This is a genomic window from Limnospira platensis NIES-39 (assembly GCF_026000695.1).
Classification (GTDB): Bacteria; Cyanobacteriota; Cyanobacteriia; order Cyanobacteriales; family Microcoleaceae; genus Limnospira; species Limnospira platensis.
Window position 1 is genome coordinate 3,397,688 of sequence record NZ_AP026945.1, and the last position, 13,099, is coordinate 3,410,786.

Genomic DNA, 13,099 nt, shown 5'->3' on the forward strand with positions numbered 1-13,099 from the left:
CATGAATATGGGAAGGTTAAATCTCCAACAATGCCAAGTTTGATCAGATAATTGTCAGATGTCCTTTCCTTAGTCTAGGTTTCCCCTGGTCCCTAGTTTACTCGGGGATGACCTGTAGGAAGCTAAACTCCTGTGATTAATGCTTAACCATCATTTAACTATGATATCCCTAACATTAGCTAATTTTGGTATTGTATTTGTGGGAAGTGTATTTTTACTAACAGCGATCGCCAAAATTATTGAGCCCTGGAAATTCGCCCAACATATCGCCCAACTGAGGCTATTTAATTCTCGGTTAATTGAACTGATAACTATAACTTTTATAGCCGTAGAAGCCACCATAGGAAGCGCGTTAATTTTCGGGGCGACACCCGCCATGATCATCCCGTTGAGTATCATAATTTTAATCGGTCTTTCGGGGTTAACTTATTGGAGTACATCGACGGGAAAAACGGAAGATTGTGGCTGTTATAATGGCTGGCTAAAAATCACCCCTAATCAAAGTTTACTGTTGAATTTACTGTATATTATTTGCCTAGGTGTGGGTTTAATTGGTAACTATAACGAAGGGACTATTTTATGGCGGTGGATGATAGTTATAGCCACGTTTTTAATTGGCTATGCAGCCGCCTCGGCTTCCCTAGAGTATTTAGATAATCATGGCTATCCACTAATTGATTTAGCGCCGATTCAAGCCAACAGACCTTGGCAAAATCAATGGTTAGGGGAAGCGGTAAATTTAGACCTAAGTTTGGGTTCAAAATTAATCGTTTTTATGAGTCCCCGCTGTCCTCAGTGTAAGGACTGGTTACAGGTGTTAAAAATTGTCCATGATTGCCACGAATTGCCTGATGTTTTAGGGGTTGTGGCGTTTACTAATTATGATGAAATGCGGTGGTTTGTTGATAGTCATCAACTCAATTTTTCGGTGGTCGCTTTAGATAGCGTAGCATACGATCGCCTAAAAATTGATACTGTCCCCACCGCTGTAATAGTGGAAGATGGCATCATCCGAGAAAAATGGGTGGCGGGAATGCCTGCATCATTTGTTCAACGCATTAAACAGGCGCTATCTGTGGGTTAAATAGGGAAAGCCACAGACTTGAGAATGGTTAAAGGTTGTTGTTGCTTGAGTTGTGCCAATTGTGCATCATTGCCAACCAGTAGCGCCCCCGCAAACCCCAAAGAATTAACGGATATGTTGTGAAAAGTTTCTTGCGATCGCGGTATAATTAACAGCCAATTTCGAGTCGCCAATAAGTTATAAGGTGTGGCGGGTTTCCCATTATCATTAATTGAGATTTTGAGGAAATCCAATGATTTTAAATACTCTGCCAAAGTGACTTGGGCGGCTAATTTATAATCAGTGACTAAACCGGGTTCAAATAATGATAAAGTATGGCGAAACTCAAAGGGGGGTATTTTACCAATTGAACCAGAAAAAATACTAGATGCGATCGCCTTTTCAATCGGCACATTTAACCCATTAGGAATTAGGGGAAACGGCACAAGTTGAAGGTGTTTATGGCGTTGACTAGCCCCCGCCTCTCGACCACCATTATAGAAGGCTAAACCGTCAATTTCGGTCAAAGCCAGCCACATAGCCTCAAAATCTTCTAAGGTTAGTAAACTATCCTGTTCTTGAAAATCCCGCGTTACTATTAACAGATGATAATCGACGACATTAAACTTATTAAGTAAACCCACATGAGTAACTGATAAATTCTCCACAAATAAATCAGGATCATAGGGTAAAAAAGGATTAAATTCTACCCCGGTGACGGTCTGGGTGGTGACCTGCTTTGGCTGGGCTGTAGCCTTGCGTTGTAGATTATCTATCACCCTGACCAAAAAAGGGATTTCCGCCTGTTCTACAATTTGGTAATGGGTGCTAATAGGCTGTAATGCACCGACCTCTAAAGCCCGTGCGGTTTGCTGTTGAAGTTTGAACAGTAATGTCCCTGGTTCTAGCATGGTTAATTATGGACTCAGTAAGTCATCAGTAAGCCCAGCAATTATATCAAGTTTTAGCTGTGATATTTGCGGAAATCGCTGTTTAATTAATATGGATGATGTCGCCGGGAATATATGCCGCCCAGTCATGTTTGCCTAAATTTTGGGGGGGGGAAAGATTGCCAGAAAAACCAGTAATGGTATACAATTATTAGATAGTCTAATTGTAGCATAGCCTATGATGGTAAACATGACAGCCATGAGTCGCGAACCCAGGTTAAGTGAGGACAATTATCGAAGTCATATCCTGAGTATTGCACCCATGATGGATCGGACCGATCGCCATTTTCGTTACTTCATGCGACAAATTACCCGCCGCCCCCTACTGTATACAGAAATGGTGACAAGTGCGGCAATTATTAACGGCGATCGCCACAAATTACTGGACTTTTCACCAGTCGAAAAACCCCTCGCTCTTCAGGTTGGGGGAGATGATCCTGAACAACTGGCGACCTGTGCTAAAATCGCCGAAGATTGGGGTTATGATGAGATTAACCTGAACGTGGGTTGTCCGAGTGCGCGGGTGCAAAATGGTAACTTTGGCGCTTGTTTAATGGCGGAACCCGAAAGAGTTGCTGAAGCTATATCAGCCATGAAAAAAGCCGTTAATATTCCCGTAACAGTTAAGCATCGTATTGGTATCGATAATCGCGATCGCTATGAAGATATGACCGCATTTGTGCGGGTGGTCGCCGCCTCTGGGTGTCAGCGTTTTACCGTTCACGCGCGCAAAGCATGGCTACAAGGATTAAGCCCCAAAGATAACCGAAATATACCCCCCCTGCGTTATGGAGATGTTCACCGTCTCAAGGCAGAATTTCCCCATTTGACAATTGAAATTAATGGAGGATTTACTACCCTTGAACAGGTGAAACAACAACTAAAAAAAGTCGATGCGGTAATGATGGGTCGCGCCGCCTATGATAATCCCTATTTATTTGCGATCGCCGACCGAGAAATTTACGGCGACAATATCAACCCACCCACCCGTCATCAAGTAGTAGAACAAATGCTTCCCTATATCGAAAATTGGTTAAGTCAGGGAGGGCGGCTTAACAGCGTTGTCCGCCATATTCTACAACTTTTCGCTGGACAACCAGGAACTAAAGCCTGGAAGCGACATTTAAGCGAAAACGCACACCTTCCCGGCGCTGGCGTGGAAGTAGTTAAAGCCGCTTTAGCCGAGGTTCCCTGACTCCCAAAAGCGATCGCACTGACAACTAGATTAACCTAGAAAAAACTGAAGATATTGCTATCTTCTAAACTCACATCAATCACCTGGTCTATGATACCAACCAGTTGGTCAGAACCCGCTATATAAATAGCTGTGCCATTATTAACCTCCGTTGGTGTCACCTCAAGTCGATAGTCATCAGGATTACCGATTAAAACAATGATATCTTGATTGATATCGAAGTCACTTACTATGCTGTAACCTTCCCCCGGAAGCATTACAAAAGTATCATTTCCCTCCCCTCCCACGAGAGTATCAGTACCTTTTGCTCCTCCATATAGGATATCATTACCCTTGTCTCCAAACAAAATATCATTACCATCACCTGCGATCAGGGTATCATTACCCTGACCACCATAAAGGGAATCATTACCGTTTCCTCCAAATAGCAGATCATCATCCTTATTTCCTAATAAGATATCATCAGCATTACCAGCAACTAGGGTATCATTACCCCGACCACCAAACAGAGTATTATTTCCCTCGACACCGTTCAGGAAATCATCACCTTGAAAACCTAGCAAAGTTTCATCTGATGCTGTCCCAATAATTACATCATTATTGTCACTACCAAACCACTGATTGGGGAAAGGTTGAGTAATCGACCCATCATTACCTCCTGGTAAAACTTCCGGGATTTCTGGGATGAAATTATCCAAATTAATCAATTGATTAATTGCTTCTATTCCCAGTTGTTCGGGTCCTATTGATATTGATGTTTCATCAAAAGTCGGAAGTTGAATCGGAAAGAAAAGAGATTCTTGAGAGGCGACAGGTTCCTCAAAAAACAGTCCCGGTTGCGGTTCCGGTTCCGGTTGTAATGCAATAGGCTGCGCTTCTAATTCTGGTTCTGGTTCTGGTTGCGGTTGCGGTTGCGGTTGCGGTTGTAATGCAATAGGCTCCGGTTCTGGTTCTGGTTCTAATGCAATAGGCTCGGTTTCCGATTCGGATTCTGTGTCTGAATCATCAACAATAGGCTCGGTTTCCGATTCGGATTCTGTGTCTGAATCATCAACAATAGGCTCGGTTTCCGATTCGGATTCTGTGTCTGAATCATCAACAATAGGCTCGGTTTCCGATTCGGATTCTGTGTCTGAATCATCAACAATAGGCTCGGTTTCCGATTCGGATTCTGTTTCAGGTTCGGATTCTGTTTCCGAATCATCAACAATAGGCTCGGTTTCCGGTTCGGATTCTATTTCCGGCTCCGAATCATCAAAAGTTGGTTCTATTTCCGGTTCCGAATCATCAACAATAGGCTCGGTTTCGGCTTCCGAATCATCAAAAGTTGGTTGTATTTCGGCTTCCGAATCATCAATAATTAGCTCGGTTTCGGCTTCCTAATCGTCAAAAGTTGGTTCTATTTCCGGTTCCGAATCATCAAAAGTTGGTTGTATTTCGGCTTCCGAATCATGAATAATTAGCTCGGTTTCGGTTTCCGCATCACGTTCTAGTTGAGATTCATCAAAATCGGAAAATTCATCATCCATTGTAAGTAGTCCTCCAAATTAATATAAAACTCCGGGTAGTACACCTAGGGTTAGGGTAGTTGACTCGTCGATTCGATGCTATTTATATGGCCAAAATTGTGCGATCGCAGCCATGATAAAACCCCCAGCCACTAACCCAAACCCTCATCAGGTCTGTACTTCTCAATTCAATTATATCTCAGGGTTTCTGATGAGATGGAAACTTTATCAAAAATTAACATCTTGGCTGGATTTATTGCTATGATTGAAAAGGGGAGATGGTGAACTTAACTGGCTCTAGTTATCGGGACAGGTATCGACAGTAATTGTTAGCAATTCAAAAGGTTTTGAATCAGGTTGGATAACTGTTTTAATTTAATGGGTTTAGTTAGATATTCATTAGCTCCAGCTTCTCGGCATTTTTCAGGTTCGCCAGTGGTGTCTAAGGCGGTTAATGCAATAATTGGTAAGTTAGTTAACTTGAGATTTTGGCGAATATATGTAATGGCTGCTAAACCATCAAGCACAGGTATTTGAATATCAATTAAAACTAATTGGGGAGATTGGGATTCGATTAAAGCGATCGCCTCCTGTCCATTTTGGGATATCAATAAACTATAGCCTTTAGCTTCCAGATAACTAGACAGTGTAATCAGTAATGGTTGGTTATTTAGCGCTAACATAATTAACGGAGATTTGGGATTATTAACAGTAAAATAACTCGGTAATTGCCAGTTAGATTTATCCGGTAAATTGGTGAGATAATTTGAGGTTTTATGATAGGGTAAATAAACTGTAAAACAGCTACCTTTCCCCAGTTGACTGCTCACCTCAACACAACCGCCATGTAATTCTATGATTTGTTTAACTAAAGCTAATCCGAGTCCCGTACCACTATATTGACGATTGAGACTACTATCAATTTGGGTGAAAGGTAAAAACAGTTTATTTAAATCATCGGGAGCAATCCCAATTCCGTTATCTATCACTGAAAAATAGATAGATTGAGGAGTTGAAATAGCCGCATTAGGAGATGTTTTGATGCCCACATTTAAGTTAATTTTACCAGATTTATGCGTAAATTTTAACGCATTACTGAGCAAGTTAATTAGCACTTGACGCAGCCGCCGATTATCTACTTTTATCAAAGTTTTTTCTAATGCTTGGGGAATATTAATCTCTATATTAATTTGTTTGGTAAACGCCAAGTGATTGACCAAAGTTAAACTAGAAGTACAGAGTTCCTGAACTCGGACTTCAGTTAAATATAGTTCTAGTTTCCCCGCTTCTATCTTAGATATATCGAGAATATCGCTAATTAATTCTAGTAAGTGTTTCCCACTTTTTTCAATCATGGCGATCGCATGATGTTGATTAGAGTTCAAAGCCCCTAATATTCCTTCTTTTAATGCTTCCGACATCCCCAAAATCCCATTAAGAGGGGTACGCAGTTCATGGCTCATATTCGCCAGAAACTCATCTTTAAGGCGGGTAGCTCGGTCTAACTCGGCTACAGTTTTTTGCAATTCAATTTCCATCAATTTACGTTCACTGATGTCTACAACTACCCCATCCCAAACAATATCGCCATTAACTTGTCGTTCCGGTTGAGAAATGCCCTGTATCCATTTATTTTCACCAGATGGAGTGACTAATTTACCTTCCCAAGACCAAGTGTTTAAAGTGGTAGCAGATAGCAAAATTGATGCTTTTAGAGATATAAAATCTTCCGCTTCAAAAAGTTGGAATAACTGATTAGCATCTCGGGTAATTGTATCAGCATCTAAGCCAAAAATTTCTTGACAGCGTTCACTCATATACATAAAATTATGGGAGCCATCAGGATGCAAAACATATTGATATAAAACCCCCGGCATATTATTAGCAATGCGCCCAAATCGGTCTTCACTTTTCTTGATAGTGTCGGCGGCTTTTTGGCGTTCCCTAAGTGCTGTTTCCTGTTCGGTAATATCCCTAATTACAAAAACTACCTCATTGTCACCACAGGGAGCCACCCGCACTTCTTCATGGCGCAAAACTCCATCAATCACTACATCTTGTTCATAGGTTTGTAGGGTTTTAGTGGCTAGGGCGGTTTGCGTAACCTGACTATATTTGGCAGCAATAGGGGGGGGTAATAGTTCCATAATAGAGTAACCAATGGCTAGTTTGGTATCTACTAAATTGCCGACATATTCGGATGGATAAATAGCCAAATATTCCCCTTGGCTGTTCAGTCTAAATACTAGGTCAGGAATCGCTTGTAAAGTTGCCTTGAGTTGTTCTTGGCTGCGTTGGAGGGCATTGTAGAAAGCCTGGCGCTGGGTAATATCATTGGAAATACCACAGAGGGCATAGGGTTGTTGATTTTGGTCAAACAGGATAAACTTATGGGAGAGGAAAGTATAATTTTTATCATGGATTTTCACATCTTCCTCAAACTGATGGAAGTGACAAGATTCAATTACTATGCGGTCATGTTTTTCAAAAACATCAGCCACTTCGGGGAGGTAAAAATCATGGTTAACTTTGCCAATGATATCTGCTAGAGTACAGTTAAATAATTTCAGAAATGCTCTGTTAACAAAGATATGTCGTCCTTGTAGGTCTTTGACATAAATTACCGCCGGAGCAAAATTGAGCATTGCTTCTAACTTAGCTTCACTTTCTCGGAGGGCGGCGGTACGTTCTTCTACACGCACTTCTAACTGTTGATTTAAGTCGGCTAAGGCTTGGGTAGTGCGATCGCGCTCAATAGCAATAGAGGCAATATGGGCGCTGAGGCTGAGAATTTCTAAGTCTTGATTTTGGGGAGTGCGACAGGTCTTGAAATAAACCGCAAAAGTTCCTAAAATCTCTTGGTCACTACCGATCGCCGGAGCCGACCAACAAGCCCGCAATTGATATTCTAGGGCTAAATGTCTGAAGTTTTGCCATAGGGGGTCAGTAGCAATGTCAGCAACGATGACAATATCCCGACAAAAAGCAGCTTTTCCACAGGAACCGGCTTCCGGACCAATGAGCATCCCATCTAAAGCCTCGGAGTAAGCCTTGGGTAAATTAGGGGCTGCGCCGTGGTGTAGTTTCCCGTGGTCGCATAGTAAAATCGAACATAATCCCCCCTGGAATTGCTTTTCCATTGACCTGGCTAGGGCATCAAGAATTTCGGGAAGCGGGTCTAACTTAGCCATGATAATTTTTTGCTCAAGATGCTACAGTGAAATGGTGATTTTTTAAGCCTAGACCCCCCCTATTCTAAGCTCAACTGGCAATTTCTGCCAACTCCATCCATCTTTCTGTCGCCTGATCAATTTCGATCGCCAAAGACTCAACTTGCTGGTGCAACTCCTGAACCCGACTTACAGAAGTTGATGATGCTTGGTAAAGTTCCGCCTCTAACTGCTGTTTTTTCTCCTCTAACTTAGCGATTTCTTTTTCCAGGTTTTCATACTCTCGCTTTTCCTTAGATGAAAGTTTGCGCCGTCCGTCTTTTCCCCAGGAATAGCGGGGGGATTTTTCCGGTTCTGGTTGGCTGGGGGTAGCCTCAATCTGGATTTGCTGTGATTGTGCTTTAGCGGCTTTTTCGGCTTCTTCGGCTTGTTTATAGTCCAAATAAACCGAATAATTACCGGGATATTGACGGAGGACTCCCTGAGACTCAAAGGCGAAAATCATATCGACGGTGCGATCTAAAAAATAGCGATCGTGAGATACGACAATCGCGCATCCATTAAACTCCTCTAAATACTCTTCTAATACCGAAAGAGTCTGCACATCTAAATCATTAGTCGGTTCATCTAAAATCAGAACATTAGGTGCTTCCATTAATACCCGCAATAGAAACAAACGCCGTTTTTCGCCGCCAGATAGCTTATTTAAGGGAGCATATTGTTGGGCGGGAGGAAATAGAAACCTCTCCAACATTTGGGAAGCCGTAATTTGGGTTCCGTCAGCGGTAGTCACATATTCTGCCACTTCTTTTAAATAATCAATAACTCGCTGATTTTCATTCATCGCCTCCAACAGGTTGTCACAATGTTGGTCAAAATAGCCTATATGAATAGTGCTGCCAATTTCGACACTTCCCGAGTCCGGTTGAACCCGACCCGTAATCAAATCTAAAAGGGTAGATTTTCCGACTCCATTACTGCCAATAATTCCCACGCGGTCTTGGGGGTTAAATGTATAGGTAAAATCCTTAATCAAAGTTTTGTCATCATAGGATTTTGCAATATTCTTTAACTCAATTACTTTCTTACCAATGCGGCGACCAGGGGTAGAAATTTCGACTTTACCGAGGGTAGATTTAAACTCAACATCCTGCATTTCTTCAATGCGTTGAATCCGGGCTTTTTGCTTAGTGCTTCTAGCTTTTGGCCCCCGCTTTAACCATTCTAATTCTCGGCGCAAAACCCCTTTATGTTTATGTTGTTGGCTAACGGCTACATCTTCCATTCCGGCTTTTTTTTCCAGGTAATAGGAATAGTTGCCGGAGTAGGTATATAAATCACCGCGATCGATTTCAATAATGCGGTTGGTGACTTTATCTAAAAAATAGCGATCGTGAGTAATTAAAAATAAAGCACCCCGATAACTATTCAGATAATCCTGTAACCATTCCACAGACATAGCATCGAGATGGTTAGTGGGTTCATCCATTAATAAAACATCGGGTTCTCGTAACAGCGCCGCCGCCAAAGCAATACGTTTGCGATATCCTCCCGAAAGGCTGCCAATTGTGGCATCAAAATCTTCGATTCCCAATTTAGTTAAAATAATTTTAGCCTGAGTTTCCAACTCCCAAGCATTACTAGCATCCATGCGCTGCATAATTTGGGAAAAGCGAGTCATGAGGCTTTCATCATCGGGAAATTTAGCAATTTTTAAGGAAAGTTCCTCATACTCCTGAATCAGATGGAGTTTATCACCACTATCGGCAAAAACCTGTTCTAAAACGGTGTTATTTTCATCAAGTTCGGGTTGTTGAGGCAAATATATAAGTTTAATTTTCGGGTTAACCCAGAGTTGACCGCCATCAATATGTTCGCTACCTACAATCATTTTTAAGAGGGTGGATTTTCCGGAACCATTAGTGCCAATTAAACCCACCTTATCCATAACCCCTAAATTCAGGTTAGCATCCCTAAGAATTTCTTTAGTCCCGAAGTCTTTTTGAACTGATTGTAGAGTTAATATATTCATATTGTAGTTAACGGCTTTACTGGCAAATCTTAATAGTTTAAATAGGGGCGGATGCCCCTACTAGGAAATAACAACTGGGTGACAATGATTAGGATTTGGTTAGATCGCCGACATTGAATAAGAAGGGAACCTTACTTTTAGAATCACCCAAAATCAGGACTTTAGGCATTTGAGAGCCCCCTTGTCGCCAAGCCTCGATCGCCTCTTTTTGCAGTACCAACTCACCACCTTGAGCCTTGAGAGTTTCGGCTAATAAGCGTTGAGCTTCCGCCCGACCCTTAGCGCGGTTAATGTCGGCTTGGGCTTGTTGTTCAGCTTCTTTGGCGACATAGACAGCCCGGCGCGCCCGTTGTTCAGCGATTTGTTTTTCTTCAACGGCGCGAGCAAATTCGGGGGAGAAAGTCAGATCGACAACACTGGTATCTAAAACGATAATGCCATATTTATCTAATCGTGACACCAGAGCCTCGTCAAAATCTGCTTTCAGTTGCTCCCGCTGGGTAATTGCTTCCTCAATGGTACGTTTAGCAGCAGCAATTTTAAAAGATTCCTGGGTTTGAGGGGCAACAATTTTAGATACCACATTTTGGAGAGTACCTTGTTCCCGGCGGATCTGCACGACATTTACCGGGTCGAGGCGGAAGTTAATGGCAAAACTGGCGGAAAGTTGTTGTAGGTCCTTGGTGGAACTTTGGGCAGGAACTTCAAACTTCTGGACGGTGACATCATAAACATCGACTGCAGAAATTAGGGGCGGCTTAAAGTGTAACCCCTCTAGTAGTGCGCCATCCTGGGCTTTTCCCAGAATACTTAACACGGCGGCTTGACCAGGATTAATAATTACAAAAGCATTAAGCCCAATCAGAATAGCCAGTGCGACGATAATTCCCAGAACAATGGCTGGTAAACCCTGTTGGGGTTGTGCGCTTTTCAAAGTTATAACTCCTTAGTTATGAACGACAGTATAGAAGAGGGGAAAGTATCATCTTCTAGTTTAAAGGTTTTGCTGATTACCGACATGATTGACGATCGCGTGTAAGTTGTGGTTCTTGCCAATCGTAGGAATAATGGCTGATAGACTGGATTTGGGGAATAGCATTGATAATGTCGCGCATCTGATGTTCTAGGGGGGGGCGGTTTTTAATGGATTTGCCCCAGTCTCCGGCGATCGCTGGGATAATTTTAGTTCCCGGTTGGGCTCGGTTAGCAACAGTTGCCACTTGTTCAACTATACAGCTTGTGGTGCCACAAACTCCATAGGCCATGGGATGCCATTCGATCGCACTAGAGAACCGATCCCAAGGTTGCAACCTGGAATCAAAACCCTGCTCCCCAACGCGGCGGTTAGCCTCCGGGAAAAACACCGCCCCCGCCGGAATGCCGCGCGATTGTACTGGCTGGCTAAATATATTTAAAAAGTCCAGAATCCCCTGTTGGGCGTGAGCGACACTCAACCGCCACAATTGTTGATTAAAGGTATTTCCCAGGCTGGGAATGCCACTGAGAGCCGGTAGGGCCGTTTCATCATGCCACAGGGGTAGTTTTTCCTGTGGCTGTGCTTCCTGTGGCTGTGCTTCCTGTGGCTGTGCTTGCTCAGGATACTTTTGATTGATCTGATTAACATCATTTTCTGTCAAAAAACCCTGGCTAACATAGCGTTGTAGCAGTTCCCGTCCCCGGTCGTTGTTGGCCCGTTGCAGCAAGGCGGACTGGGAAGCATCCCCATAAATCCATAAATCCTTAACTCGGCTGGCTACTGATTGAGGTCCCAAACCTCTGGGATAGCGAACATAGTCAAACAGAACACCACTGGGGCGACGGCGGAGGACGGCATTCAGGAGGGTATTAAAATCTTGTCGTGCGGTGGGATGATAGGGATCAACGAAACCCTGATTGATGTAGCTTTCCCCAAAATCGTTGCTGGCGGTGCCGTCTAAATTAGCGGTAACGGTGGTTTCGCCACTACCATTGACGGCAAGGACTCCGGCGCGATTAGGTAGTAGGGTGTAGGTATAACCAAAGTTGAGCATAAACATCCAGGCGTAAACCTGTAGCCCCCGTTGTCTGCCTTTTTGGATTGTTTGCGCCATGAGGTCTACTTGTTCTAAACCGGGCGATCGCATGACTGAAGGCCAAGGGGTGGGGTTATTGGCGGCGGGAAGTAACACCTGAGCGTCATAAAATACTTCTAGGTAAACTTGGTTATAGCCTTTGTTGATGATGTCATCTAACAGTTTTTCGAGGGCTCCGGGTTGGGCATCACAGCTATATAGTCTTAACCAAATGGCTTGATTTTGGGGGCGGCTTTGCTGACGACAGCGATATACAGCTTGGGCGTGTTGAATCAGGATCTGGTTATATTGCTGTTGGGCGTTGCTATCCCCAGATAAGGCAGTTTGGCGCAGGGTTTCTTTTTCGGCGATCGCCTCTGGGGAGAGGCGACAATAGGCTATGGTTTGCGATCGCCCTGGGCTAGTAGCCAACAGGCTTAATAATAGAGCCACTAACATGGGTTTATAGAGACTCAGCAGACGGTGAAAGCAATTTAAGGCGATCGGTGATTTAGCCATAGCACATATACCAAATAAAAGCAACTCTTAATCATTACAGATCAGATTGAGTTGCTTAGGTTAACTCACAAATCAGGTGGGCTGGAGTTAAGCGCCGCGTTTGACAGCCGCCTCTACTTGTTTAAACTCCTGTTCTAGTCTTTGTTTGAGTTTATCAGGAACGGGACGGTTAGGGTAGGAACTGTAATGACCTGCTAGGGCATTTAAGGCCGTCCGCATAGTAGTAAAGGAACTTGAACTAGAAACTGCTGGGTCTCGACGGTAGCGGGAAGCGAAACTATTGATCAGAGTCCGGGCTTCCGCTTGGGCGGCGGGCTTTTCTGGGGCATCTTCGGGTAAGGCGATCGCAGTTCTCAAACTATTCACAACTGCTAAGGTATCCTGGCTATAATTTCCTGTGAGGCCATCGGGTGAGTTACCACAGCCCACCAGGGCAACGGTAACGACCATCAGTAGGGCAACCAGACGAGAAACAAAGTATTTCATAAAAAGACTGTCAAAATAACCTAACTACAATCCTACCTCTAATTGCCAACAGCCACTCACATAGTCTGGTTGTGTTACCTAGAATAGCTATCACACCCTCGGCTTTCTTAGTTTTGTTTCCGGCT

11 protein-coding genes are annotated in these 13,099 nt (G+C 43.4%); 3 read left to right on the forward strand and 8 right to left on the reverse strand.

The window, feature by feature from the left end:
- Window positions 1-160: 160 nt before the first annotated feature.
- Entirely contained in the window at window positions 161-1,084 is a 924-nt protein-coding gene (locus N39L_RS16655) for a MauE/DoxX family redox-associated membrane protein (protein WP_043469045.1), read from the forward strand.
- On the opposite strand, the gene N39L_RS16660 is transcribed toward N39L_RS16655, so the two are convergent.
- Window positions 1,081-1,974 (reverse strand): ATP adenylyltransferase family protein, encoded by an 894-nt coding sequence (locus N39L_RS16660; RefSeq protein WP_014275771.1) that lies wholly within the window; start codon window positions 1,972-1,974, stop codon window positions 1,081-1,083. The two genes, N39L_RS16655 and N39L_RS16660, sit on opposite strands and share 4 nt — an antisense overlap.
- A 217-nt stretch (window positions 1,975-2,191) precedes the next feature.
- On the opposite strand from N39L_RS16660, the gene dusA reads away from it, so the two are divergent.
- Window positions 2,192-3,208, forward strand: coding sequence for a tRNA dihydrouridine(20/20a) synthase DusA (gene dusA / locus N39L_RS16665; protein ID WP_035737825.1), 1,017 nt, complete (start codon window positions 2,192-2,194; stop codon window positions 3,206-3,208).
- Between the two features lie 35 nt (window positions 3,209-3,243).
- Here the strand turns inward: dusA and N39L_RS16670 are convergent, their stop codons facing one another.
- Complete coding sequence (locus tag N39L_RS16670; protein WP_231852233.1) at window positions 3,244-3,906, reverse strand: calcium-binding protein; 663 nt, start codon at window positions 3,904-3,906, stop codon at window positions 3,244-3,246.
- 295 nt (window positions 3,907-4,201) lie between these two features.
- On the opposite strand from N39L_RS16670, the gene N39L_RS16675 reads away from it, so the two are divergent.
- Window positions 4,202-4,591 (forward strand): hypothetical protein, encoded by a 390-nt coding sequence (locus tag N39L_RS16675; RefSeq protein WP_014275774.1) that lies wholly within the window; start codon window positions 4,202-4,204, stop codon window positions 4,589-4,591.
- Here the strand turns inward: N39L_RS16675 and N39L_RS16680 are convergent.
- The 6 genes from N39L_RS16680 to psb27 all read right to left on the reverse strand — a co-directional run bounded on the left by N39L_RS16680 (window position 4,588) and on the right by psb27 (window position 12,974).
- On the reverse strand, window positions 4,588-4,737 hold the full coding sequence (locus tag N39L_RS16680; protein ID WP_014275775.1) for a hypothetical protein: 150 nt from the start codon (window positions 4,735-4,737) through the stop codon (window positions 4,588-4,590). The two genes, N39L_RS16675 and N39L_RS16680, sit on opposite strands and share 4 nt — an antisense overlap.
- Window positions 4,738-5,045: 308 nt before the next feature.
- Window positions 5,046-7,907, reverse strand: a complete 2,862-nt coding sequence (locus N39L_RS16685; RefSeq protein WP_014275776.1) for a hybrid sensor histidine kinase/response regulator — start codon at window positions 7,905-7,907, stop codon at window positions 5,046-5,048.
- A gap of 70 nt (window positions 7,908-7,977) precedes the next feature.
- Window positions 7,978-9,918, reverse strand: coding sequence for an ABC-F family ATP-binding cassette domain-containing protein (locus N39L_RS16690; RefSeq protein ID WP_006619321.1), 1,941 nt, complete (start codon window positions 9,916-9,918; stop codon window positions 7,978-7,980).
- Window positions 9,919-10,006: 88 nt separating this feature from the next.
- Entirely contained in the window at window positions 10,007-10,852 is an 846-nt protein-coding gene (locus N39L_RS16695) for a prohibitin family protein (RefSeq protein ID WP_006619320.1), read from the reverse strand.
- A gap of 76 nt (window positions 10,853-10,928) precedes the next feature.
- Entirely contained in the window at window positions 10,929-12,488 is a 1,560-nt protein-coding gene (locus tag N39L_RS16700) for a family 10 glycosylhydrolase (protein WP_014275777.1), read from the reverse strand.
- Window positions 12,489-12,575: 87 nt separating this feature from the next.
- On the reverse strand, window positions 12,576-12,974 hold the full coding sequence (psb27, locus tag N39L_RS16705; protein ID WP_006619318.1) for a photosystem II protein Psb27: 399 nt from the start codon (window positions 12,972-12,974) through the stop codon (window positions 12,576-12,578).
- Between the last annotated feature and the right edge of the window lie 125 nt (window positions 12,975-13,099).